20 protein-coding genes are annotated in these 24,458 nt (G+C 50.6%); 9 read left to right on the top strand and 11 right to left on the bottom strand.

Translation table 11 applies throughout. The features are described 5' to 3' along the window. Window positions 1-5 precede the first annotated feature (5 nt). Genes HGH92_RS01510 through HGH92_RS01495 form a run of 4 tightly spaced genes read right to left on the bottom strand, consistent with a single transcriptional unit; the run spans window position 6 to window position 4,542 of the window. The gene (locus HGH92_RS01510) at window positions 6-1,511 is read right to left on the bottom strand and encodes a glycosyltransferase family 2 protein (RefSeq protein ID WP_168869000.1); all 1,506 of its coding nucleotides are present in this window, start codon (window positions 1,509-1,511) and stop codon (window positions 6-8) included. Window positions 1,512-1,523: 12 nt separating this feature from the next. Next, complete coding sequence (locus tag HGH92_RS01505) at window positions 1,524-2,951, bottom strand: glycosyltransferase family 2 protein (RefSeq protein WP_247654805.1); 1,428 nt, start codon at window positions 2,949-2,951, stop codon at window positions 1,524-1,526. Further along, complete coding sequence (locus HGH92_RS01500; RefSeq protein ID WP_168868999.1) at window positions 2,951-4,168, bottom strand: HEAT repeat domain-containing protein; 1,218 nt, start codon at window positions 4,166-4,168, stop codon at window positions 2,951-2,953. Before HGH92_RS01500 ends, HGH92_RS01505 begins: the two co-directional genes overlap by 1 nt. A 2-nt stretch (window positions 4,169-4,170) precedes the next feature. After that, window positions 4,171-4,542 carry a response regulator transcription factor gene (locus tag HGH92_RS01495; RefSeq protein WP_168868998.1) on the bottom strand — a complete coding sequence of 124 codons (372 nt, stop codon included), beginning with the start codon at window positions 4,540-4,542 and terminating at the stop codon, window positions 4,171-4,173. A 134-nt stretch (window positions 4,543-4,676) separates the two neighbouring features. Here HGH92_RS01495 and HGH92_RS01490 point away from each other — a divergent pair, with 134 nt between their 5' ends. The 4 genes from HGH92_RS01490 to HGH92_RS01475 are packed head-to-tail and all read left to right on the top strand — an operon-like array spanning window position 4,677 to window position 9,764. Next, window positions 4,677-7,235 (top strand): response regulator, encoded by a 2,559-nt coding sequence (locus tag HGH92_RS01490; protein ID WP_168868997.1) that lies wholly within the window; start codon window positions 4,677-4,679, stop codon window positions 7,233-7,235. A 23-nt stretch (window positions 7,236-7,258) separates the two neighbouring features. Then, window positions 7,259-8,080, top strand: a complete 822-nt coding sequence (locus HGH92_RS01485) for a CheR family methyltransferase (RefSeq protein WP_168868996.1) — start codon at window positions 7,259-7,261, stop codon at window positions 8,078-8,080. A 3-nt stretch (window positions 8,081-8,083) separates the two neighbouring features. After that, on the top strand, window positions 8,084-8,671 hold the full coding sequence (locus HGH92_RS01480; RefSeq protein ID WP_247654804.1) for a chemotaxis protein CheB: 588 nt from the start codon (window positions 8,084-8,086) through the stop codon (window positions 8,669-8,671). Continuing rightward, window positions 8,661-9,764 (top strand): sensor histidine kinase, encoded by a 1,104-nt coding sequence (locus tag HGH92_RS01475; RefSeq protein WP_168868995.1) that lies wholly within the window; start codon window positions 8,661-8,663, stop codon window positions 9,762-9,764. The genes HGH92_RS01480 and HGH92_RS01475 overlap by 11 nt, the downstream gene beginning before the upstream one ends. A gap of 4 nt (window positions 9,765-9,768) precedes the next feature. Here the strand turns inward: HGH92_RS01475 and HGH92_RS01470 are convergent, their stop codons facing one another. The 3 genes from HGH92_RS01470 to HGH92_RS01460 all read right to left on the bottom strand — a co-directional run bounded on the left by HGH92_RS01470 (window position 9,769) and on the right by HGH92_RS01460 (window position 12,532). Continuing rightward, window positions 9,769-10,608 carry a hypothetical protein gene (locus tag HGH92_RS01470; RefSeq protein ID WP_168868994.1) on the bottom strand — a complete coding sequence of 280 codons (840 nt, stop codon included), beginning with the start codon at window positions 10,606-10,608 and terminating at the stop codon, window positions 9,769-9,771. A gap of 26 nt (window positions 10,609-10,634) precedes the next feature. Then, a complete protein-coding gene (locus HGH92_RS01465; RefSeq protein ID WP_168868993.1) occupies window positions 10,635-11,435 on the bottom strand; it encodes an alpha/beta fold hydrolase in 801 nt (266 codons plus the stop codon). A gap of 101 nt (window positions 11,436-11,536) precedes the next feature. Beyond that, window positions 11,537-12,532 carry a YncE family protein gene (locus HGH92_RS01460; protein WP_168868992.1) on the bottom strand — a complete coding sequence of 332 codons (996 nt, stop codon included), beginning with the start codon at window positions 12,530-12,532 and terminating at the stop codon, window positions 11,537-11,539. A 76-nt stretch (window positions 12,533-12,608) separates the two neighbouring features. On the opposite strand from HGH92_RS01460, the gene HGH92_RS01455 reads away from it, so the two are divergent. Then, window positions 12,609-13,262 carry an HAD family hydrolase gene (locus tag HGH92_RS01455; protein WP_168868991.1) on the top strand — a complete coding sequence of 218 codons (654 nt, stop codon included), beginning with the start codon at window positions 12,609-12,611 and terminating at the stop codon, window positions 13,260-13,262. A 66-nt stretch (window positions 13,263-13,328) separates the two neighbouring features. Then, a complete protein-coding gene (locus tag HGH92_RS01450) occupies window positions 13,329-13,964 on the top strand; it encodes an NUDIX hydrolase (protein WP_168868990.1) in 636 nt (211 codons plus the stop codon). Window positions 13,965-14,030: 66 nt separating this feature from the next. On the opposite strand, the gene HGH92_RS01445 is transcribed toward HGH92_RS01450, so the two are convergent. Beyond that, entirely contained in the window at window positions 14,031-15,869 is a 1,839-nt protein-coding gene (locus tag HGH92_RS01445; RefSeq protein ID WP_168868989.1) for an alkaline phosphatase, read from the bottom strand. 154 nt (window positions 15,870-16,023) lie between these two features. Beyond that, window positions 16,024-16,623 carry an RBBP9/YdeN family alpha/beta hydrolase gene (locus tag HGH92_RS01440; protein ID WP_247654803.1) on the bottom strand — a complete coding sequence of 200 codons (600 nt, stop codon included), beginning with the start codon at window positions 16,621-16,623 and terminating at the stop codon, window positions 16,024-16,026. 374 nt (window positions 16,624-16,997) lie between these two features. Here HGH92_RS01440 and HGH92_RS01435 point away from each other — a divergent pair, with 374 nt between their 5' ends. Then, window positions 16,998-17,804, top strand: coding sequence for a DUF4350 domain-containing protein (locus tag HGH92_RS01435; RefSeq protein ID WP_168868988.1), 807 nt, complete (start codon window positions 16,998-17,000; stop codon window positions 17,802-17,804). Here the strand turns inward: HGH92_RS01435 and queG are convergent. Beyond that, entirely contained in the window at window positions 17,801-18,721 is a 921-nt protein-coding gene (gene queG, locus HGH92_RS01430; RefSeq protein WP_168868987.1) for a tRNA epoxyqueuosine(34) reductase QueG, read from the bottom strand. The genes HGH92_RS01435 and queG overlap by 4 nt on opposite strands. A gap of 75 nt (window positions 18,722-18,796) precedes the next feature. Here queG and HGH92_RS01425 point away from each other — a divergent pair, with 75 nt between their 5' ends. Beyond that, a complete protein-coding gene (locus HGH92_RS01425) occupies window positions 18,797-20,824 on the top strand; it encodes a DUF3857 domain-containing protein (RefSeq protein WP_168868986.1) in 2,028 nt (675 codons plus the stop codon). 5 nt (window positions 20,825-20,829) lie between these two features. Next, window positions 20,830-22,734, top strand: a complete 1,905-nt coding sequence (locus HGH92_RS01420; RefSeq protein ID WP_168868985.1) for a DUF3857 domain-containing protein — start codon at window positions 20,830-20,832, stop codon at window positions 22,732-22,734. Between the two features lie 122 nt (window positions 22,735-22,856). Here the strand turns inward: HGH92_RS01420 and HGH92_RS01415 are convergent, their stop codons facing one another. Continuing rightward, on the bottom strand, window positions 22,857-24,152 hold the full coding sequence (locus tag HGH92_RS01415) for an OmpA family protein (RefSeq protein WP_168868984.1): 1,296 nt from the start codon (window positions 24,150-24,152) through the stop codon (window positions 22,857-22,859). Window positions 24,153-24,458: the final 306 nt, after the last annotated feature.

Genomic DNA, 24,458 nt, shown 5'->3' with positions numbered 1-24,458 from the left:
ATACATCATTTAAATTTTGGAAGGGATGCTGTTGGTTGACCGAAGCCTTGCCGTTGCATATTGCCCCAGGGCGTTTTTTTGCCGGTAAGAAAAAACCAGTACCCGCGCAGGGCAAAAAACATAATAAGCGGATGATAGATAAAAGGCTCCAGATAAGCCATCAGGGCTAAGCCCATTACCTCCCGCCAGCTGCGGTAATAACGGTAAGTCAGTTGGTCCCAGCAGATAGCCAGTGTAGTGATCATCACCGAATACAGATAAGCGAACACCAACAGGATGGTGGCATACACCCAATATACCTGGTGGGTGAAAATCAGGTAGAGATATACGATCAGTCCCACACACTCAATGATGGGGGCCAGAAATTCAAAAAAGAGATTGTAGGGCAATACAAGCATGCCCAGCTTTTTATAACGGGGGTTGAAGATCAGCTGGCTGTGCATGTTCATGATCTCTGAAAGGCCGCGGCCCCAGCGGGTGCGCTGCCGGCCAAAGACAGCCATGTTCGGTGGTCCCTCTGTCCAGCACTGGGTAGTAGGAATATACCGGATGGCATACTGCTGATGGTTGTCCATCATATAGGCCGACATCCGGGTAACGATGTCCATATCTTCTGCAAACGATTTGCTGTCATAACCGCCCGCCTTGATGGCTATTTCCTTGTCAAACAGGCCAAGGCCTCCGGACACATTGGGCACGCTGTTCATCATGCTCCAGCCTACTTTCCCCAGCACATAGGACCGCACATACTCCATTTCCTGGAAGCGGGGCAGCGGGTTTACAGGCGGCCGCACCCGAAGGATCTCGCCTGCTTCCACCTCGCAGGAGTTGGCAATACGCAAGGTAGCGCCGGTGGCAATTACCCGTTTACTGTCTTCTTTTACATGCACATGTCCGCATTCGGGACAGGGTTCGCCTACTTCTTTGATCTGTCGCAGCTCTTCTGTCATAAAAGGTTTTACCATGCGTAACAAGGTATCTTTCTCTAAAACAGAATCTACATCGGTGCACAGAAAATAATTAAAGGAGGCGGCGTTAATACCGGCGTTGGAGGCATCGGCCTTGCTTTTGCCATTTATTTTGTCAATGACCAGCAATTTATCATAGGCAATATTGACCGACTTGAAAAAACGCCGCACGGCCTGTGTTTTGATTCTCTCGTGATACGCAAATTCAATCTCGGTTAGTTCGTACTCCCGTATCAGTTTCTCCAGCGTGTCGTCTGTACTGCCGTCATTGATAATGATCACTTCAAAGCGTGTATAGTTCAGCGTTAGTAAGGACCGTACGTTGGAAATGATGGTCAGGCCTTCGTTGAAAGCAGGCGCAATTACCGAAATGCCCGGCGCCAGCGGTGATTCCAGCAACTGGTTAAAATCGGTGAAACTGTTGTGTTTCCGGAACAGCTGTATCGACCGGTAAGAGAGCACGGCCAGTACGCCATACATCAATAAAATGAAGGCGCCGTAGATAAATACCATTGTGCTGAACAATACTTTGAGCGAATCCATGATCACGATGAATTATTTTTTACCAAAGCCCTGTCGTTGCATATTTCCCCACGATACCTGTTTGCCGGTAAGGAAATAATAGTAGCCCCGCAGGGAGAAAAACACAATAACAGGATGATATATAACAAACTCGAGGAAAGCGGTCATACACAGAAATGCCACTTCCTTCCAGGTCTTATAGTAACGGAAGGTGAGCTGGTCCCACAGGATGGCAATGGTGGTGATCATAATGGAATAGGTGTATACAAACAACAACAGCCATAGTGCATTGTGCCAATGTATATATCCCAGCAGGGCCAGCAGCAGATAGATGATAAGCCCTGTCATTTCCACTACCGGGCCCAGCAGCTCAAAGAAAAAGTTATAGGGGAAGATGATCATGCCGATTTTACCATACTTCGGATTTAGGAACATATGGAAGTGGGCATGTATCAGCTGCGCCAATCCTCTGGCCCAGCGTATCCGTTGCCGCTTGAATATGGTCAGGGTGTTCGGAGCCTCTGTCCAGCACAGGGTTTTGGGAATATAGCGGATGGCGTAATCAATGTTGTAGTCATAGGCGTAACGGCACATACGGCTCATCAGTTCCATGTCTTCACCGAAGGAGGTATGGTCATAACCGCCGCAGCGTATGGCTACTTCTTTGTCAAACAGTCCCAGTCCGCCTGAAACATTGGGCACGCAGTTGATATAACTCCAGCCCATTTTGCCCAGCACAAAGGAGCGGATATATTCCACTTCCTGGAACCGCGGCAGTAGCTGTCGCGGCGGCCGCATGCGTACCATCACGCCTTCGTCGAACTCGCAGGAGTTGCCGATACGTAACGTAGCGCCGGTGGCTATCACACGTTTTTTCTCTTCCTGCAATACCGGGCGTATCAGCTCCAACAGTGTGTTTTTATCCAATACACAGTCTACGTCCGTACAAAGGAAGTAATCGAAAGAGGCGGCATTGATGCCGGCGTTGGAAGCATCGGCCTTGCTTTTACCGTTTACCTTGTCCAGCACCACGAGGGTGGAATAGGCAGGGTCGGCGGACTTATACACCCGTTTGACCGGCTGTGTTTTCAGTTTTATATGATAGGCAAAATCAACTTCCTGCAGGCTGAACTCCCGGATAAGCTGTTCCAGCGTATCATCTGTGCTGCCGTCGTTGATGACGACGATCTCGAAGCGGGGATAATTCAGCGTCAGCAACGAACGGACGTTATCGATAATGGTGGGGCCTTCATTGTATGCCGGCGCCAGTACAGTGATGCCGGGAACGATACCGGAACCGGCCAGCACGTCCAGCTGGTAGTCGTTGTTTTTGCGGGCATACTGCCGTACGGCCAGCATGGAAAACAACGCCAGCATGGCATATACCAGCAACAGTACCAGCCCGTACAGGAAGATGGTACTTTGGTAAACATGGCTGATAACGTCTGCAATGCTTTGCATCAGTACTTGATTAAGGGGTTCATACAATGTCTTAGTATCCGCAGGTTTTCCGGGGTAACGGAAGAAACCAGCTCGTCACCGGGCTGATCGCTCACCCATTGGTTTTTCACCAGCGACTTGGCGGCGTGTTTGCGCAAATCAAAATCCGTGGCATGCAGGAATTCTGTTTTCAGAAATTCAACATGTTCCCCGCTGCCGATACGGCCCAGCGCTTTGAGTATTTCTATCTGGCATGGGATGGGTTGATGGCTGTATAGCCCTACCAGCTTGTCTTCTGCGATACTGGCGCGCAACTTGCCCAGACAGTTGATGGCGTCTGCGCGCAGATAGTGGTCTTTGGTGTCCAGCAGCCGGAGAATTGCGGGAACGGCGTTATGTTGGTTGTAATGCACCACCAGCTTCAGGCAGAAAGAAATCACACTCTTGTTGCCGGAATAGGTAATCCATCGCGCGAAATTGGGAATGGCAATATTTTCTGTGCTGGTAATGGTGCGGAACAGCTCTACCTGGTCCCACATCAGCAGCGGCTCCTTCGCTATGTCGAAGAACTTGAACGGTTCGTTTTTGCTCAGCTTAATATAGGCGTGCCGCGCGGCTGCACGCAGCTCCCGGTTGCGGTCATTGGTCATCGGCAGAATGGTGACGTCAGAGATGAACATATCAAGACTGGTCAGCTCGGTAAGGGCCTGTACCTTTTTCTCCCAGTGCCGTGACTTCAGTTTTTTAATGGTATCGTTGTCCAGGTCCAGCTGCATGTACAGGTTGCGCAACAGTTGCGCGATATTGCCCCGCACGTTGCGGCGAAAGTGGATAATGCGGCTGGTGAGGGCCTGCCGTGCCCATCTGCGGTGTAGTGGCAGTTGTTCAAAAGGGGCGATGTTGAGTTGTATTTCATCTGGTGGAATATGCTGCTGTACCGACGGATGGCTCAGCACTTCATCTATCAGCAGGTTGTCAATACGCGGGCACAAACGCGCCAGCTTCCTGTCAGTCCGGTATCCCCGGTAACGGTTGCGCAGTATAGAGATATAGGCCAGCATTGTGGTAACAATGGCAATGATGATGAACACCATCGCTATCTGGATGGTGAGCGGGGCGTTCAGGAAGGTGGTTTCCATAAACCGGACAGCTGTTTTCACAGATGTGGAAGCTGTTTCCAGGTATGAGGAAGCTGTTTCCACAAAAGCGGAAAGTTTGGGGTTGTCAATCTGTGACATGACTAACTATTCTTCATTAATAATTTTTTGACCCTGATCAGCAGTTCAGCAGGGAGTATAGGCTTTTTTAAAAAGTCATCTGCACCCAGCTTGAACCCTTCCATGATCATATCTTCATTGCCTGCGTTGGAAATGATAATGACCGGGATGGGATGGTCCCTGTGCTTTATCTTACTTAGAATCTCAAAGCCGTTGGCATATGGCATCATGATGTCTGTAATAATCAGATCATAGGCGTAACTGTTCTCTTCCAGTTTCTGCAGGGCTTCTTTTCCATTGGACGCATGTTCAAGCCTGTACTCGGTGGAAGGGAGGATACGAGCCACGATTTTGGGCATGATCTCGTCATCTTCTATTAATAAAATCTTCTTCATAGACGGCCTCCTTTCGGGCGTTAACAACCATTCTAACAAAGTAAACCATACATTGTTTCATGGATATATGTTAATGATTTGTTGTCGTATGTGCGTTGCTACAACCTAACGGGACAGCACGTTGTTATTCAGGTATGATGAAACTATCTCCTGCAAAAAGATTGTACCTCGGCCTGGCTGCTGTTACCCTGCTCATGCTGCTGGGCGGCATTCTTTCCTGGTGGCCTTTCCCGCAACGTTCACGCATGACCGGATTAATGCTTCCGTTGAATACTGCTATTATCATATGTATTGGTTGTGTGTTGATGTATTTTTTTTATAAAGAGTTTTATTATGGACAGCTGGTCCGGAAAAAAATCAACAGCAAACTGGAAGAAGTAGTGACGCTCAACAGGGAATCCAATGACCGTAACTGGCTGCTCAGTAGACTGAACGACATGAAAGAAAACCTGCTTGGCATTCATAAGCCGGAAAGCCTGGCATATAAATGTTTGCTGTCATTCACAGAGAGCGCTGGTTTCACGGCAGGTGCGCTGTACCAGTATGAAAAGGATGAAGTGTTGCTTCGTTTGTGCAGCAGTATTCATCTGCCGGCAAACATACCGGTGCAGTTGGCGCCGGGTGAAGGGCTTACCGGCGATGCGGCTACCGGCAGGGATATACGCATCATCAGCCAGCTGCCTGTCAACTACCGGAGTAAGGTGGCCGCGGGCGCCCGGATATCTCCCAATATGCTGGTATTTGTTCCGCTGTTAATGGGAGATGAGTTGATCGGGGTACTTGAACTCGTTACCGCCAAACAGGTTACCCCGCTTCAGTTACAGCTGCTCGAACTGGTGTCCGGTGATGTGGCCGTGGCGCTGCATGCTGCACGCGAGCGGGAAAAAGTGCTGGTCCTCCTGCGGGAGGTACAGGAACAGAAACAAGCGCTGTACTGTCAGCAGAAAGAACTGCGCCAGTCCAACGAAGGGCTGAGCCGGCAGTCCGAATTCCTGCAGGCGTCTGAAGAAGAGCTGCGTGTGCAGGAAGAGGAACTGAGGCAGGTCAATGCTGAAATGGTCATGAAAAATACCGAACTCGAAACTGCCCGTCAGGCCCTTTCTCTCAAAGCTGCGGAACTGGAAGCCAACAGTCGTTATAAATCCGAATTCCTGGCCAATATGTCGCATGAACTGCGTACACCGCTCAACAGCGTGCTGATACTGGCTAAAATGCTGGAGGAAAACAAGGAAGGTAACCTGTTTCCCCGACAGGTGGAATATGCAGCGATCATGCATAAGTCAGGTTCAGACCTGCTGCGGCTGATCAATGATATTCTTGATCTCTCCAAAATAGAAGCCGGTAAAGTGGAGCTCACGCCCGAGCCGGTGCGTATTGCAGCTATTATCGAGGACCTGAACAATTTGTTTGGAGTGGTGGCCCAGGAAAAACAAATACAATACACCACCGAAGTTACTGTCAACGTACCGGCGGTCATTACTACCGACAGGCTACGGTTGGAACAGGTGTTACGTAATCTGTTGTCTAATGCTTTTAAGTTTACGCCAGTCGGTGGACATATCAGCCTCTCCTGGTACCTGCTGCCTGAAAATGCGCTCTGTATCAGCGTTACAGACACCGGACCGGGCATCCCGCCTGAGAAACAACAGCTGATCTTTGATGCTTTTCATCAGGGCGATGGGGCCACTACCCGGAAATACGGTGGTACGGGCCTGGGGCTGTCCATTAGCAGGGAACTGATGTTGTTACTGAAAGGGGCCATTCATCTCGAAGCCAGCAGTCCGCAAGGCAGCACGTTTACTGTAATACTGCCGCTGAACGCGGAGCAGCCGCTCCGGAATGATATGATACGGAGTTTATACGATGCAACAGTACAACTTCCGGCTGAACAAAATGATGACGGCCGTCACCTGTTCCCCGGCGGGCAAAAAATATTGGTCATCGGAACAGAAATATTTATCGGAAGGAAACCGAACGTTTATTATGACGTAGCGGCCAATATGGCCGTGGCAGCGAATTTGATGGCCGCCGGAAAATACGGCTGCATCATTTTGGACATGGGCTGCGACCCTGAAGCAGGTAAGGCGGCCCTCATTACCTTACAACAAATGAACACTACGCCCTCTACGCCTGTTATTGTATATATCGACCAGGATATCTCAGCTTCCGAAGAACAACAGATCAGAAAACAGGTGGCTGCTATTATACGTAAAACCCCATTTCCGACAGATCGCCTGACCGATGAGCTGGAACGATTACTCAATAACAGCACGCAGATGGAGGAAGTGTCCCGTCCCCATGGTCCCGCCGCTAAGAATATACTCGCCGGAAAACGGGTGCTGCTGGTAGATGACGATATGCGCAATGTATTTTCCATGAGCGCACTGCTGGAAGAACAGGGCGTTTGCGTACTGACGGCCGCAGACGGAAGAGAGGCGCTCTCTGTATTAGACCGTCATCATAGCGTGGACCTGGTCCTGATGGATATGATGATGCCGGAAATGGACGGCTTCGAGGCTATCCGGCATATCAGGAACGACCGGAGACTGGTACAATTGCCGGTCATCGCGATCACGGCCAAAGCCATGCCGGGCGACCGGCAGCATTGCCTCGACGCGGGGGCGTCAGACTACATTGCTAAACCGGTTGACGGTATCAAACTATTGTCATTGCTGCATGTATGGTTATCCTGAACTGATAAACAACACCGATACCTATGATAAAAGAAATCAGTAATGAGGAACTGGAAACGCTGGTGGACGTCATTCACTGCCAATATGGCTACGACTTCAGCGATTACGCGCGCGCTTCCCTGAAGCGCCGCTTCCAGCGCTTTATGGGACATGCCTATATTGAAGAGGTGACAGAGCTGTCAGACAAGTTGCAGCAGGATGCAGCTTTCTTTGAGCGCATGACGCAGTTCATCACCGTTAATGTAACGGAAATGTTCCGGGACCCGCTGTTCTATAAAACACTCCGGGAAATGGTGCTGCCGCGACTGGCCACTTATCCTACCATTAAAATATGGCATGCCGGCTGCGCTACGGGTGAAGAAGTGTTTTCCATGATCATCCTTTTACAGGAAGCCGGTCTGCTGGACCGCTGCCGCATTTACGCCACAGATCTTAATGCCGTCAGTCTCCACAAGGCGGAAATGGCCCTCATCCCCCTGAAATACATGAAAGATTATACCCAGAACTATCTGCAGTCAGGCGGACTGGAAGATTTTTCCGGCTATTATACGGCAAACGAGGAATATGCTTTGATCGATCCGGCCCTGCGCCGCAATATTGTTTTCTTTCAACACAACCTTGTCACAGATCAGGTGTTTAATGAGTTTCAGTTGATCTGTTGCCGGAATGTGTTCATCTATTTTAATAAACAGTTACAGGACCGTGTGCTGCGGTTATTTTATGACAGCCTGGCGCCCCTGGGGTATCTGACGCTGGGACTAAAAGAATCGATGATGTTTTCCGGAGAAAGCAGCCGGTTTGAAACGTTAAGCGCTGTCCATAAAATTTTCAGACGTAAAAGCTAAATCTTGCAGGTAACATCTCCATACGACATGATAGCCATTGGCGGCTCTGCCGGCAGCCTGCCGGTGCTGGCTGAACTGTTGGAGCAATTACCGGCATCCATCGATTGCACGATGATGATCATTGTACACCGGCTGAAAAATGTGCCCAGTGATCTGGACCGGCTGCTGTCGCTTAAGGCGCCCATCATTGAGCCGGAAGATAAACAACCGGTATTGTCCCACCGGATATACCTCGCACCACAGAATTACCACCTGTTGATAGAAGACGAAGGTACTTTTGCATTGGATTATGCTGAGCCGCTGCATTACAGCCGGCCTTCCATCGATGTAAGCTTCGCCAGCGTGGCGGAAGTTTACGGACCACGGGCATTGGCCATCCTGTTGAGCGGCGCCAGTAAAGACGGCGCAGCCGGTATGCAACGGATCATAGCGGCAGGAGGCACGGGCTTTGTACAGGACCCCGCCTCTGCCTTGTTTGACACCATGCCGCTGGCAGCCCTCGAACTTTGCCCGGAAGCACAGGCAATGAGTCTTACGGATATGGTACATTTTTTAACGGAACTGAAAATGAGCGCAGAACATGACCAGTGATTCCCCGAATAGTTTTTCCCTTTTATTGGTAGATGATAAAATGGAAAACCTCATCTCCCTGCAACGAATGCTGGAAGGGGACAACCGTTGCTTTCACCTCGCCACGTCGGGTAACGAAGCGCTGAAAACAGTGCTCCGCAACAACGATATCGGCCTCATACTACTGGACGTGCAAATGCCGGAAATGGACGGCTTTGAAGTGGCCCGCCTGCTACAGCTCAACCCCAAAACCCGAGATATCTCCATCATATTCGTCACGGCTATCAATAAGGAAGAACAAAACGTTATTCGCGGGTTTACCGCCGGCGCGGTAGACTACCTGTCCAAACCACTCGACGTAAACGTCACCCGCGCAAAGGTCAACGTGTTTGAAAAACTATATTTCTCCCGGCAGGAACTGAAAAACGCATTGGCAGAGAAAGACAAGATCAACAAACAACTGGAACGATTTACCTACATGGTGGCACATGATCTGAAATCGCCGCTGGCAGGCGCTATCAGCCTGCTGTCCATGATCAGCGAAGAAGATTGTGTACAGCAGTCGCCGGAAATGAAGGAACAGATGGGCACGGTGCTTAGTGCCACTAATCATCTCACGGAAATGATCTCCGCTATACTGGACTATGCCCGGCAAAATGATACCGCTGAAACAACAGAAACGGTAGACATAAACCTGCTGATCACCGATATTTCAAAGTTACTGTTCCCGCCGCCCAATATCTGCATTGTGGCAGACGGAACATTGCCTGTGATCACAGCTCCCAGGTTGAAACTGCAACGGATATTCCAGAATCTGATCTCCAACGCCATCAAATACAACGATAAGGCCAACGGGCTGATTGCCGTAGGGGCCACAGACAAAGGCGATTTTTACGAGTTTTATGTAAAGGACAACGGTCCGGGCATGCAGCAGCGCGACACAGAGCGCGTGTTCCGCCTGTTTGAGCGGTTGGATTACAATGGTAAGGAAGAAGGCTCTGGTATCGGCCTTAATATTTTTAAAATGTTGGTGGAAGAGCAGGGTGGCAAGGTATGGGCCAAGTCGGAACCCGGACAAGGCAGCATTTTTTATTTCCTGTGGCGAAAAATATGACCGGTCACTCTTCAAAAATCCAAAGGCGGCCGCTGATACGCTGAGAGGCTATCGGCAGGCACGATACCCGGTAGGTCCTGGGCGGATCGCCTTCCAGCTTCCATTCCCAGTCGGCAATAGTATTTCCCGGTGAAGCAAACAGCTGTATGGCGGTGTTGTAAATGTCTTCTGTATTCATCGCTTTGTTACGCAGCAATGTCATGGCATCCGAGAGAATGGCGGGCAACTGTTCGCCGGGCCCCGCAAGCCCGAGGATGTCTGCGGCCTTCTGGTTTACCCAGCCTGCGTATCCGTCATTGTTGATAAACACTACCGCGTGGGGAAGGCTGTGCAGGATAGCGGCAAACCTGACGGCAATGCCCTGAAAGTACAGCCGCTCCTGTGTTTGACTGAGTATCTCCCTTAGCCGCAGCCGGATGGTTTCTATACAGTCCTGGAATCCCTGGTCAAATGTCTGCGGGTCAGACCATCCCAACAGCAGCAGGCTGTTGTGCGGTTCTATATTGATCGGGATAATCACGGCGCAAAGCAGGTCCTGTAACTGTTCCTTCAGGGGATTGTCTGACGGGATCTCCGGCCAGTAAATGGTTTTGAAGGCATTGCGGTAGAGCAGCTGCCGTACCGGGTCAGGGTTTACCACCGCTCCGTTGTGGAAATGCGGGGAGGCATTTTTTACCTTGGCGGAATGTTCATGCTCAAACTCCAGTTGCAGCGCCACATCTGCCTGCAGCAGGTTTTTGACCAGGGAAATACTGAACGCCAGAAAGGAGGATATATGTTTTTCCTTGTCCCAGCGGCTCGTCTGGTTGATAAAATCGAGTGCTTTACTCTCCCATTTGATCACGGTATAAAGATTAAATACTGAATAAACTATACAAATGACCGCAACGCAGCGATCACTTCGTTAGGTGCGCTGATCTGCGGAAAATGGCCTTGTGCGTTTATTTTAATTCTTTTGCTGCCGGGGATATGCCGTTCCATGTATTCACTGACGACTGCGGGTACCACGATGTCGTTGGCAGTCTGTATGATCAGGGTGGGTTTTGATACTTTAGGCAGCTCCGGCCGGTGGTCCAGCAGGAAGATAGCCCTTGCTACGGCCAACGCGATGTCCGGCCTCAACGCCTGCAGGGAGCTGGCAAACTGCCTGGCCAGTTCCGGCCGCTCTTCGTTGCGCATGGCCATCGGCGAAAAGCCGATCACCCACGCTTCGTAGTTGGTTTGCATCGCCTCAAACAATGCCTTCAGCGCAGCTTCGTCAAAACCGCCGGTATAGGAAGTCTCCTGGTCGTTGAGGTAACGCGGACTGGAACCTATCAATACCAGTTTATCGAAAAGGTGCGGTTGCCGGTTGGCGGCCATCGTGCCTACCATGCCACTCACGGAGTGACCGATGAAAGTGGTATGGCTGCCCTGCGCAAAGGCCATGATGTCCGTCAGATCTGTCACATAACCTTCCAGTGTTTCATAACGCTCATAGCTATACGAAGAAAGGTCTGATTTCCCACCGCCTGCATTATCGTACAGTACAATACGGTAGTCCTGTTCAAAAGCGGGAACGATCTGGGAAAAAGACTGTTGGTCGATGCCAAAGCCATGTCCGAAGACAAGTGTTTTACCGGCTTGAGGGTTACCGGCAAAATGGATATTATGTTTCTTGCTGAGGTCCATGTTTCAAATAGCGCTTTAACTGTTGCGATACCTTTCGGCAGCAGCTTTCATAACAATGGTCTGTAACGTTTTCAAATATAAGTAAATAGTTCCGTTCGGAACTATTTACTTACGGCCAGTACCCGGAAGGTGCCGGGGGCGATGGCGGCTTTACCGTCGGCGCCGGCTGCCTGGCGATCGGCCACGGGCAAAAATACGGTATGTGTCAGCGGGTCAACGGTCAGCGTTTTGGCGCCTTTGGCAGTGGGAACGTGGGCCACCAGCTTATACTTGTCGGCTGTCTCCTGGTGGTATACGGACAAGTTGCCTTCTCCGTTGGAGGCAAACACCAGTTGACCGGCAGCGTCAAAAGCTACGCCGTCACAACCATCACCGATAGGCAGCGTAGCGATGGTCCGGCCGTCATGCTCGTCCAGCACGATCATCAGCTTGTTGTCACAACCGGCGAAAAGCCGGTGATGCACGGTGTCAATGGCCAGCCCGGTAGGTGCTTCCCCTTTGCCCAGCGGCCACTCTTTTTCTACTTTGAAAGTAGCCATGTTCACTACGGCAATACGGCTTTTGTCTTCCAGGTTCACAAACAGCCGGCCTTTCCCGTCGGAAACAGCTGTTTCCGGCCTCGCCTGTAAAGGCACGGTGGCTACCACTTTCTGCGTATTCGGATTGATGATGCTCAGGTCTTTGCTGGCGCCGTTACAGGTAATGACTTTATCGGAAAACGGCTCAAACAGGATGGCGTCGGGATTACCGCCAACAGGTATTTCTCCCTGCACCTGGTTGTTGTGCAGGTCAAAAACCGTAACGGTGTTCAGTTTGCCGTTGCTGGTGAATCCTTTTCCAAACGGAACGGCAAAGGCGATGCCGTGTACGCCGGTGGTGTGCGGGATCACGCCGGCCTCAGCGCCGGTAGCCTTGTCCAGGATATTGACCTCGGTACCGTGTGCAACGTACAACTGTTGCGTCACCGGACTGACAGCGATATAATCCCATTTCCCGTCGCCTTTTACGGGATAGGTGGCAGATACATGCCAGGTGGATGTTTGCGCGGACGTTGACATAACAGTGAACAGCAAAGCCGGCAACAATAGTTTTTTCATAATAGGAGATTTTGTCTTCAAAACTCCATCTTAATTCTGGAGAGAAACTGTAGGCGGATATATTATCTTTGCGGCCATGAAAGCGTTTATTTTCGATCTCAACGGGACCATGATCAACGACATGGAATTTCACCTGGACGGCTGGCACAGCATGTTAAACAAACTGGGCGCCAATATGACCAGGGAAGAAGTAAGAGGCCATATGTATGGTAAAAATGAAGAACTGCTGATGCGCATTTTCGGAAAGGAGCGTTTTACCATGCAGGAAATGCTGGACATCGCCCATCAGAAAGAAGTGCTGTACCAGGAGGCTTTCCGTCCGCACCTGGAGCTGATAGCCGGCTTACCCGTATTTCTCCGCGAAGCGGCCGCCAAAGGTATTCCCATGGCCATCGGTTCGGCCGCCAACCGTTTCAACATCAGCTATGTGCTGGACAACCTGCAGTTGCATGGGTTTTTCAAGGCCATCGTCAGCGCGGAAGATGTGACGACCAGCAAACCCAATCCGGAAGTATTCCTGAAATGTGCGACGGCCCTACAGGCTGCACCGGCAGATTGCATCGTTTTTGAAGACGCCCCTAAAGGGGTGGAAGCTGCACTGAACGCAGGGATGGAAGCTATCGCATTAACGACCATGCATACACGGGAAGAATTTGCCGGCTATTCCAATATACGGGCTTTCGTGTCTGATTATAATGATCCCGTGCTACAGCAACTGCTGACGGCATAACCCACCAAATATTTTTTTAATATCATCCCGGTGACATAAATTGCTGCTGTCAACTGTTAAACTGTTATGAAACATCATACCGGGTGGTCTTCTATGCTGGTGACGGTGGTAAACATTATTTTCGGTTTCGATGGTCAGGACCTGAAACTGTTACTGGTGAAGCATGGCGAGGAACCCCTGAAAAGCAGGTGGGGCCTGCCCGGCGATAGCCTTCTGTCTTCCGAAAATTTCGATCAGACTGCCGCCCGTATCCAGCAAACACTGACCGGCCATGAAAAAATACACCGGGAACAACTGGGTGTTTTTGGTCCTTCCAAACGTACTGCCGGAGAACGCAAAGCAGCAGTCGCATTTTTTTCACTGATGTATATCCGCAGGGAGAAGCTGTTTCCACTGCATAACGGTCACCCGCAATGGCACTCGTTTCACGAGCTGCCATCGCTGCCGGCGGACCAGCGGCATATACTGGAAGCAGCATTGCAATATATCCGTTGTCAGTCGTCTGCCGTTCCGCTGTTGTTCAGGCTGCTGCCGCCGAAATTCACCATCCCGCAACTGCAACTCCTGTACGAAACAGTACACGGGCACGCTTTCGATAAACGGAACTTCAGCCGTAAAATGCTCTCCACCGGCCTGCTGGTGAAACAACCGGACAAGGAAAAACTGAGTTCTAAGCGTGGCGCATTTTATTACAAGCTATAGCTATAAAAAGGAACAGCCACCGACAACACGTCGGTGGCTGCTGTTTTTTGTTATTCAGAGGATCGGTTATGGTTTCATCGCTTTTAATATCTTCCTGAAAATTTCATTGTTCTCATACACCCCCTGAAACTCCTGGCTGTTAGGGCCATACGCAAAAACCATCACAGGTATGCCGGTATGGTCGTTGGTAGCAAAATGCCCGCGCAGCGTACCATTGGCGATGCTGCCGTCCATCAGGGCCAGGCCGCCGGTTTCATGGTCTGCGGTAACAATGATGGTGGTCTGTTTGTCCTTATCAGCAAAACGCAGCGCTTCACCGATGGTATCGTCGAAGTCCAGCATTTCCCGCACGAGGTAGTCGAGATCGTTATGATGGCCGCCATGGTCTATGCGGGAGCCTTCCACCATCAGGAAGAAACCTTTGCCGGAAGCGTTGAGCTGCTGCAAGGCTTTTTTAAGGGCGTTTTTAAGATAGGGACCACGGCCATCACGCATGGAGGTAACGGTTTTGTCGGAAAGGATAACGAGGGTACGGCCTTGCGTGGTGGCGTCCCAGGCATTGAGATCGTCATAGAAACGGATGCCGGACTGGGCAAGTGTTTGACGCAGGTCACCCTTTACATCGCGGGCAAAATCTTCTTTGCCGCCGCCAACGGCCAGCTGTAGCTTGCTGCTGATCAGTTGCTGATGAAGCACCTGTGTGTTGTCACGGTCGGCGGTGTGCCCATAGAAGCCTGCCGGCGTGGCGCCGGTAATTTCTTCGGTCACAATAACGCCGCTGGGAATACCTTTGGCAGCCAGTATCTCCGGCAATACCGGGATAGCATGGTAGGTATTGTCCATCCCAATTTCCCGGTTGTTGGTTTTGGAACCGGAGCTCAGAGCGGTGGCGCCTGCGGCGGAATCTGTATGATAGTTATCGGTGGAAGCTGTTTTGGACAAGCCCAGCTGCCGCATGCGGAACAGGTTCAGATCGCCCTTGTTGGCGGTATAGCCGGCAAACATCTCGGCCAGACCGGTACCATCACCGATGAACAGGATAACATTTTTGGATTTCACACGGGTGGCGTCGGAGGCGTATGTCGGCGTATACACCGGATGTACGGGCAGATTACCGGTGCTGGTGTGGGCCGTGTTTTTAAGTACGTCTGCCAGTTCTTCGGGATAGTCGGTGCCAATTACATCAGCGCCCAGGTCCATCAGTTTGTAATAACATGTTTTGGCGGAAGGGGCGCCCCAGAAGCGGAAAGGAAAGCCCTGCTGGTGGACCTGGGAGATCACCGCTTTTACTTTTTCCAGTTCTGCCGGCAGGAAAGTGCCTTTGCCATTCCATTTGCTGTACAGGTGGAAGTCGGTGCTGACGAGCGCCACGCGTTGTTTTACGGCAGCAGGGTAGGTGCTGTCGGGACGGCCGTCAAAGAAAAAGAGTTTGTCGAAATCTGACCAGGCGCTTACCGGCGGAATGTTTCCGGAAAGAATCACCTGCACGGCATTGGGATTTACGGACGGATCAAAGTACTGGCGGTAAGGCAGCAGTAATGTTTGCAAAGCCTGTAACGTAGGCACGCCGGCAGTTTTGAGGTCTACCAGCAACCGCAGCGGGGTGCCGTCAACATAGGCTTTGCCGTCGTTGAGGGCAAACTGCCGGAGCACCGGCTCCAGGTATAATGCTTTGAAAGTCCGGTTGGGCCTGATGTCCCGAGTGTCATGGGCCACATACAGCTCACCGTCTTTCAGATGGATGTCTGCTTCTATATAACCAAACTGCAGGGCGGCCGCCTGGTAGAATGGTGTTTTACGTTCGTAATCGTTATGGGAATGGGCGTTGGCCAGGGTGTAGGTTTTCGTTTGGGCGTAGGTGTTAACCGACAACCACGCGGTGCATAAGAGAATGATTTTTTTCAATTGTCTGGATTTTAACGGCTTAACTATGAAAACGAAGGGGCAAAGGTAGTTGCTGGATGGGTTCCTGTAGGGCTCCCTGTTTTATGTTTATGTTAATTGTCCACCTTGATTCCCTGTAGAAAATCGATTTAGGAGCTGCGGATAAAAAAACGGGCTATAGGGTAGGCCAGTTTTGTACCAGTTCTTTCAGCAGCCGCTGTCCTTCCAGCCATTCGCCGAGGCCGGAACTGGCGTTGATATGCCCTTTGGGACCGGCATTGACAAACCGGCTGCCCCACTGTGAAGCCAGGAAAGATGCACGGGTAATGCTGCAATATTCATCATTGGTGCTGGCCACCACAATGCTGCGGAAGGGCAGCTCCTGTAAAGGAACAGGCGTGAAGCCGGTGGCTTCCGGCGGAAATTCCGGCCTTTCCGCATCGGCGGGAGCTACCAGCAGAGCGCCGGTGATATGCAACCGCGTTTGCGCCGCCCAGTGCGCCAGCGCTATACAAGCCAGGCTGTGCGCTGCAATGACCACCTGCGGACCAGCTTCTGCCACGGCAGCTTCAATGGCCGCCACCCAGTCGCTGCAAACAGGCCGGTCCCATGAATGCTGCTCTATCCGCCGGGTGCCCGGTATGGACTGCTCCCAGAGTGTCTGCCAGTGCAAAGGACCAGAGCTGCCAAGCCCCGGCGCAGTCAATACTTTTATTTCCATGACAAAACGGTTGTGAAGTGTTGAAGTTGGTCGCTGAAGATAGTGCTTTTGCATGATTTCCGGAAATATCCGGCAAAAGGGAAAACGTGCGTAAAAAAGTATACGTATAGCCACGCCGGTTATACCTTCCCCAAAAGAAAAAAGGTCGAAAGAATTCGACCTTTATCGCTAAAATTCCACGTTATGGCACTCAGGTCCATAAAAAGCTGAATCAGTTATCTTCCGGCGAAGCCGGGATATATATAATTGATTGAAAGCATTTATTGAGTACAAAAGTAGGTGATGCTAAATCCATTGTCAAGTATTTAGCAGATATTATTTTGTTAAAAGATAAATGAATCCTGTTAACAATATATGCGGATAATTTAATACGATAGTATTACCCTTTTACAAGGATAATCTGTATTTTTTAGCCCTAATTCCATGTGATGAGAAAACAATTACTCGTGGCAATATTTGGCTGCCTGCTGGCTGCCCTTACTGCCAGCGCTCAGCAGGAGCGCCGCCAGCCGGTCGTGACGCTGGATTACCACTACAATTACGAACATAAAAAAGACAAAGCCGGTAATACCGTCCGCTGGCACTATATCTGGGAGGAAGACGAAAGCGGCGGCCTGTCCATATGGGGCCATATCTTCGACTCGCTCGGCATCCGCCGCGATACCCTCCACGATGCGCCTACTGCGGCCAATCTCCGCAAATCAGATATCTATATGATCATCGACCCGGACACAGACAAGGAATCACCCGCACCCAATTATATGGACGCGGCAGCAGCTAAAGTTATCTACAACTGGGTGAAAGCAGGTGGCGTCCTCGTGTTGCTGCAAAATGATTCGCTCAATGCGGAGTTTGATCACTTCAACCTGCTCAGTGAACAGTTCGGGATTCATTTTAATGGCGACAGCCGAAACCGTGTACAGGGCCGTAACTGGGAACAAGGCGCCTTTGTATTGCCGCAAAACCATGAGATCTTCCCGGGAGTAGGGAAAGTATATATTAAGGAACTGTCTACGCTTACGCTGAAAGCGCCTGCCAGGGCTGTTTTTAAGGACAACGGCTTTAACATCATGGCGGTGGCCAAAGTAGGGAAGGGGACGGTCTTCGCGGTGGGCGACCCCTGGTTCTACAACGAATATGTAGATGGAAAAAGGTTGCCTGCAGACTACCACAACTATGAGGCAGCTGCGGCGCTCACAGCGTGGCTTAAAAAACAAATACCGGCGAAACGTTAACGTTTCGGGTTCAGAAAATGAAGATTCCTGCGGATACCGGCATACTTGCTGCGTTTTAACGGCGAGTGCCGGAATATTTCCCGGAAAGCCTCTTCTGTCATGTCTTCCCAGTCCTGCGTGCTGAAATTGAGAATAGCCGGTATAGGCGCAAATTCCGCTTCGGAATGGGCTTTGGAGAAGCGATTCCAGGGACAAACATCCTGGCAGGTGTCACAGCCAAACATCCAGCCGTCAAACTGCCCCTGCATCTTTTCAGGGATAAGCTGCTCTTTCAGCTCTATCGTAAAATAAGAAATGCAACGACTGCCATCCACCACGCCGGGCGCTACCAGCGCCCCGGTGGGGCAGGCGTCCAGGCAACGGGTACAGGTGCCGCAATAATCACCGACCGGGCTGTCATATTCCAGCGGGATGTCCGTGATCAGCGTGGCGATGAAAAAGAAAGAACCCGCCTGTTTGTGGATGAGGTTCCCGTTTTTGCCAATCCAGCCAAGGCCGCTGCGGCGGGCCCAGCTGCGCTCCAGCACCGGGGCAGAGTCTACAAAACCGCGTCCCTGCACCGGCCCGATATGCTCCTGCATCCGCAGCAACATGGTTTTGAGCCTCGCCCGGATCACTTCATGGTAGTCCTGTCCATAGGCATACTTGGAAACTTGAGGAGCATCCGGCCGCTGCCTTTCGGAAGGAAAATAGTTGAATAACAGCGTGATCACCGATTGCGCTCCTTCCACCAGTTTACGGGGATCTATCCGTTTGTCGAAATGGTTCTCCATGTACTGCATGTTGCCATGCATTCCCTTATTGAGCCAGCGCTCCAGCCTGCGGGCATCATCGTCCAACTGCTCCGCCTTTGCAATGCCGCAATGGTCGAAACCCAGTTCAGCCGCCAGCTGTTTGATATATAAGGTGTTGTTCATCCCCGCAAAATTACGGATAACAAACACGCGATGCATAATTTCTATTATCTTCGTGGCTCAATCCCCTATACCTGTATGAACTGCAAGTCCGGTTTATTAACCTTTATCATCGGTTGTCTGTATGCCATAACAACCCTTGCGCAGGATGGCGCTAAAATAAAATATGGCAAAGTTTCCAAGGAAGATTTTACCGTACCTCCTGTAGCCGGCGATTCCGGAGCACATGCTATCGTCCTGGCCAGGATCGGTTCTTCCCGCTTTGAATCCGATGGAAGCTGGTTCCGTATGGTGTATAAAGTCCATGCCCGTATCAAGATCATAGACAAAAACGCGTACGACCTGGCCACGGTAAAAATCACACTGCACAAAGGCAGCTCCGAAGAGGAGAAGGTGCAGAACCTGAAAGCGTCTGCCTACAACCTCGAAAACGGAGAGGTCGTGGAAACGAAAATGGACAGTAAAAACGTCTTCACAGACAAACAGGATAAGAACATCGTCGTGAAGAAATTCGCGATTCCTGCCGTGAAAGAAGGCACCATTATCGAATACACCTATACGGTGCTGTCTCCCTACTACCAGCACCTGCGCTCGTGGGACTTCCAGGGACCTTACCCTGTCCGCTACAGCGAATACAGTGTAGGTATTCCGGAATATTTCGATTACATCCAGATTCCCCAGGGATATGAGAAATTTGTGTTCTCCAAGGAACAAAGCCGTACTACACTGACTTTCCGCTCGGAAGCCAGCAACGGTTATGGCGGCTCCGCAGGCTCACCGTCTGAAGTGACCACCGTTACGCCCAGCGTCATGATCTATAAATGGTACCTGCAAAACGTGCCGGCCATGCGTGAGGAAGATTTTATCACCACAACGGACAACTACGTCAACCGGATAGAATTCCAGCTGGCTTCCATCAACTGGCCTAACAGGCCTCCCCAGCCGATAACCAATACCTGGCCCAAACTGATGGAAGAACTGATGAAAGATGAAAACTTCGGTTCTGCACTTGGTAATAACAACGGCTTCCTGGGTGATGTGGTGGACGGTTTGGTGAAAGACGCCAAAACAGACGAAGAAAAAGCAAATGCGATCTATCACTGGGTGAGAAGCAATTTCACCTGCACGGACCATTCCGGCGTATGGATTTTCAGGACACTGAAATCCATCTATAACAGTAAAAACGGTACCGTGGCGGAAGTGAACCTGCTGCTGGTGGCTATGCTGAAAAGAGCGAAACTGGAGGCCTGGCCGGTGATCCTCAGCACCCGGGATAACGGTCATATCTATCCGTTTTATCCGCTGCTGGCCCGCTTTAACTATACCATCGCAGGGGTACGCCTCAACGATAAGTTCGTCAGCCTCGACGCCTCTGACCCATTGCTGGGATTTGCCCGCCTTTCTCCCAACTGCTACAACGGGCCTGCCCGTATTGTGGATGAAGGCGCTACCGGCGTGTCTTTCGAAGCCGATTCCCTGCGCGAACAAAAGTTCACCAGCGTGATGTTGGGCAAAATCGAAAACGGTATGATAGAAGGTTCTTTCCAGCAAAGACCTACCTACTTCGAATCTTATAAAGTCCGCAAAACAGTAAAGGAAAAAAATCAGGACGAGTTCTTTGACAATATACGCAAAGGCTTTGTGGGAGAAGTGGAACTGGCCAACAAGGAAATAGAAGACCTGAAAACACTGGAATCGCCGGTAATGGTCAAGTTTGACTTCAAAATCAGGCTGGACAACGATCAGTTGATCTATATCAACCCGATGTTTACGGAAGCCAACCGTTCCAACATCTTCAAATCCGCGGAGCGCAAATTCCCGGTTGAAATGAACGCTGTGTTTGACGAAATCTATTCGCTGAATATGGAACTGCCCGAGGGATATGAAATAGATGAGCTGCCGAAACCAGCTATCGCAAAGTACAACGAAGAGGAAGGCATTTTCCAGTACCTGATCCAGCAACAGGATAACCACATCCAGCTGCGTTCCCGTGTGAAACTCAACAAAGCTAACTTTGCGCCGGAAGACTATCCGTCCCTGCGCGAGTTTTTCGACCTGGTCGTAAAAAAACAGGCCGAACAGATCGTGTTAAAAAAGAAAAAATAACCCCCATGTATAAAATAATGTCATCCCTTGCAGCCGCATTGTTATGCTGTACCAGGCTGATGGCCGGCGACCCGGTGTATCCTGTGAAGGCCATCCCGGACTCCATGCGGGAAAATGCCCACCTGGTGAAGCGGTTCGAGGAGATTGTCCAGACCATCTCCGGTCCGAAAGAAGTGAATGTGGTTACCCACTATGTGCTCACCGTGCTCGATGAAGAAGGCGCTGAGGCCAGTACGCTCGTAGAGTCATATAACAAACAGGTCGATGTGAGGTCCATCAGCGGCGCGTTATACGACGCTGACGGTAAACTGGTGAAAAGATTGAAACAGTCGGATATCAAAGATCTGAGCGTAGACGGTGATGGCAGCCTGATGACAGACACCCGCTATAAAGTACACCGGTTCTATCATAACATCTACCCCTATACGGTGGAATATGAAGTGGAAGAACGGGTGAATAACACCTATCATCTCCGCTCCTGGATGCCTCAGGTCATAAAAGAGTGTACAGTGGAACTATCCCGCTTTGTGGTGGAAACGCCTGTAGGCTACAAATTACGTTACCTGGCTTCCGGTGCTGCCGGCGAGCCAAAGGTGGCTGAAAAAGGAAAGGTAGCATACAGCTGGGAAGTGAAAAATATTCCTGCGTTTACAGGGGAACCTTATTCCAGGGAATTTGTGGAGCTGAGCGCCAACGTGTTGTTATCGCCTTCTGTTTTTAAGTTCGATGATTACGAGGGCAACGGTACCACCTGGGAAGGCCTGGGTAAATTTGGTTACACCATCAATGCCGGCAGAGATGAGTTACCGGACAACATCAAACAGAAAGTACAGGAGCTGACAGCTGGTCAGTCTTCCAAAGCACAGAAGATACAGGTACTCTATAAATGGCTGCAGCAAAACTACCGTTACATCAGCATTCAGCTGGGTATCGGCGGCTTGCAGACTTTCGACGCTAAAACTGTAGCCGCAAAGGGGTACGGCGATTGTAAGGCTTTATCTAACTACATGATGGCGTTGTTGAAAGAGGCGGGCATTAAATCCTACTGTGCCTGGGTAAAAGCAGGAGAGGGGGAGAAATATATTAATGAACAATTTCCGGATGATGACTTCAATCATGTGATCCTGTGTGTGCCGGACAAAGATACCACCTGGCTGGAATGTACCAGCAATACGCTTCCTGCCGGATACCTGAGCGGCTTCACGTCAGACCGTGCAGTACTATTGCTCACAGAAGAAGGGGGTAAACTGGTGCACACGCCCGCATTGGGCATGAAAGACAACCGGCAGGTACGTACTGTCAATGCGGTTATGCAGGACAACGGCAACCTGAAGGTCTCTGCTGTTACCATGCGTAGCGGTGAAGAACAGGAAACGCTGCATGAAGCGCTGCATGTGTACAGCAAAGACAAACAGCTGGAGATGATGCGCAAATCCCTCGATTTGTCAAGTTATGATGTAGGTAAATTTGACTGCCGCGAGCTGCCGGCGCTCATTCCGGAGATTGAAGAACAGCTGGACCTTAACTGCAATGCCTATGCTACGGTCACGGGCAAACGTATTTTTATTGTGCCCAATATCCTTAACCGGAGCAGGGTAGGTAAACTGGAACCGGATAGTAACCGTATCTCTGATGTAGTGCTGAAATTCGCTTTTGAACATGTGGATTCTGTCAGCATTACAGTGCCGGAAGGTTACAAAGCAGAAGCAATGCCGGCGCCGGTTGCCCTGCAAACGAAGTTCGGCAGCTACAGTGCCACCGCTGCCATGAAAGGTAACACCATTACGTATATACGCAAATTGCAGCGGAAAGCTGGTATTTTCCCCGCCGCTGAATACAACGAATTTGCAAAATTCTATACCGCCATCTACCGTGCAGACCGCAACCGGATGGTGCTGGTGAAGGAATAAAAACAAAAAGCGAAAAACAAAAAGCGTCTGACATTAGATTTGTCAGACGCTTTTTGTTTTATAAAACTTCGCACAGATTCTCGTTAATCAGGCGAATCAGTGATAATCATGACCTTCACAGTTTATTTTTCCCGTACGCTCACAGAGATATGCCTGTCTTTTTTCCTTTCTTCATCAGGAGCGGTGGCTTCAGCTTTGGCGAATTGTGAGCCATAACCTTCGGCGCCCAGCAGCTGTTTCATGTCCGCTTTTTCGTTTTTGAGGGCTGTTTCCACAGCTGTGGCGCGTTCCTGCGACAGTTTCAGGTTCTTGGTGCTGTCGCCGGTTTTATCGGTGTAGCCGCCGATTTTGATTTTAGCTTTAGGGAAAGCTTTGAGGATGGCAGCGATGTTTTTCACCTGCTGCATACTTTCCGGTGTGATCTCTGCGCTGCCGGTTTTGAAATTGAGGTTATCGAAATCAAACCATACATCTTTCCCGGCCGGCCGGCTGTCGTCTTTAAGGAAAGTCACCAGTTGGTCTTCAATGCCGCCTTTGTAGGCCTGAAGCACGGTGCCATCGGGCAGTGTCACCTGGATATTCTCGCGGCTGACAACAGGACCGCCTTCTGTTACATGCGTGGCTGCGGAATCTGCCAGCTGACTGGTGGTAATACTATCGGTGGCGGTGGTGCTTTCAGGCTTATTGCCTCCGCAGCCCCTCATCAGGTACCATAGCAGAATGATGGCCACCAGTATCAGCAGGAGTGACCATATCCACCTGCCGCCGCCGCTTTGTTTCACCGTGTTGATCGCGGAGTTGGCAGCGCCGGTGGCGGCCCCAATACCTGCTCCGCCAATGCCTGCAGCAAGGCCTCCCAGTTTTTTGCCAAGATCGCCCAGGCTGGAAAGGCCCAACATGCCGGCCAGGTTAAGGCCGCCGGGCACGGCGTTTAGGATGCTGTCTTTTTGTGTATTCAGGAAGGAAAGGAAAGAATTGGGGGTAAGGTTGTTTTGTGCCGCATATTGTCCTGCTGCGCCTAATGTGGCTGGTGTGGCTGTCTGCAATAAGGTGCTGGCAGAAGATTCCTTGATGCCTGCGAAGGAAGACAACATGCCCGTGATAGAACTGATTTTGTCGCCAAAGAGGCTGCGCAGCAGGTCCCCGCCTTTGGCCAGCAGGCCGCCACCGCCACTTTGCAAGGCGCCCGCCACGGCTGACGGATTAGCGTCGCCTGCCACGCCCTTGATCATATTCAGTAAACCACCGGCGTCTCCACCTGAACCGGCTTTATTTAACAGTCCCGTTAATACGACCGGTACAATCCCACTTAATGCTTTTTGGATGCCGCCTTCGCTCTCCCCCAGTTGTGAGGAAGCCTGACTAACGACATTACTGTTAAAAATACTTTTTGCACTTTCAAGTAAGTCAAATGACATAATTGTAGGGTTTAATGATGAAGAAATTGCTGGAACAGATTGGAATTCAACCGAACTTATAACAATCTCTTTTGCGAGGTTGTTTGATGTTTTTCAAAAAATGCTTGGCAGCGGAGCCATTTTTTCGTATTTTTGCAAAGCTTAACGCAAAACCCGACTGTTTAAAAGTGCCTTCCGAGCACAACGCATTACGCTATAACAGTCAATATTATTGGAAATTTGATCATTTGTCGGGCCGTTTCGCGCCCGGTTTTCCTTTTACGCTCGCTGTCAACAGTGCAGTGGCATGCTCATAGGTCCCCTATG

The organism is Chitinophaga varians (genome assembly GCF_012641275.1).
Taxonomy (GTDB): domain Bacteria; phylum Bacteroidota; class Bacteroidia; order Chitinophagales; family Chitinophagaceae; genus Chitinophaga; species Chitinophaga varians_A.
Note: the sequence above shows the minus strand (reverse complement) of the source record. Positions and strands in the feature narration are given on the sequence as shown.

Bases quoted from the DNA above. Each gene is read 5' to 3' on its own strand.
- HGH92_RS01475 (WP_168868995.1), top strand. From the start codon at position 8,661: ATGACCAGTGATTCCCCGAATAGTTTTTCCCTTTTATTGGTAGATGAT.
- HGH92_RS01415 (WP_168868984.1), bottom strand. From the start codon at position 24,152: ATGTCATTTGACTTACTTGAAAGTGCAAAAAGTATTTTTAACAGTAAT.
- HGH92_RS01510 (WP_168869000.1), bottom strand. From the start codon at position 1,511: ATGGATTCGCTCAAAGTATTGTTCAGCACAATGGTATTTATCTACGGC.
- HGH92_RS01495 (WP_168868998.1), bottom strand. From the start codon at position 4,542: ATGAAGAAGATTTTATTAATAGAAGATGACGAGATCATGCCCAAAATC.
- HGH92_RS01485 (WP_168868996.1), top strand. From the start codon at position 7,259: ATGATAAAAGAAATCAGTAATGAGGAACTGGAAACGCTGGTGGACGTC.
- HGH92_RS01420 (WP_168868985.1), top strand. From the start codon at position 20,830: ATGTATAAAATAATGTCATCCCTTGCAGCCGCATTGTTATGCTGTACC.
- HGH92_RS01425 (WP_168868986.1), top strand. From the start codon at position 18,797: ATGAACTGCAAGTCCGGTTTATTAACCTTTATCATCGGTTGTCTGTAT.
- HGH92_RS01490 (WP_168868997.1), top strand. From the start codon at position 4,677: ATGATGAAACTATCTCCTGCAAAAAGATTGTACCTCGGCCTGGCTGCT.
- HGH92_RS01440 (WP_247654803.1), bottom strand. From the start codon at position 16,623: ATGCAAAAGCACTATCTTCAGCGACCAACTTCAACACTTCACAACCGT.
- HGH92_RS01455 (WP_168868991.1), top strand. From the start codon at position 12,609: ATGAAAGCGTTTATTTTCGATCTCAACGGGACCATGATCAACGACATG.
- HGH92_RS01460 (WP_168868992.1), bottom strand. From the start codon at position 12,532: ATGAAAAAACTATTGTTGCCGGCTTTGCTGTTCACTGTTATGTCAACG.
- HGH92_RS01505 (WP_247654805.1), bottom strand. From the start codon at position 2,951: ATGCAAAGCATTGCAGACGTTATCAGCCATGTTTACCAAAGTACCATC.
- HGH92_RS01435 (WP_168868988.1), top strand. From the start codon at position 16,998: ATGAGAAAACAATTACTCGTGGCAATATTTGGCTGCCTGCTGGCTGCC.
- HGH92_RS01500 (WP_168868999.1), bottom strand. From the start codon at position 4,168: ATGTCACAGATTGACAACCCCAAACTTTCCGCTTTTGTGGAAACAGCT.
- HGH92_RS01465 (WP_168868993.1), bottom strand. From the start codon at position 11,435: ATGGACCTCAGCAAGAAACATAATATCCATTTTGCCGGTAACCCTCAA.
- queG (WP_168868987.1), bottom strand. From the start codon at position 18,721: ATGAACAACACCTTATATATCAAACAGCTGGCGGCTGAACTGGGTTTC.
- HGH92_RS01450 (WP_168868990.1), top strand. From the start codon at position 13,329: ATGAAACATCATACCGGGTGGTCTTCTATGCTGGTGACGGTGGTAAAC.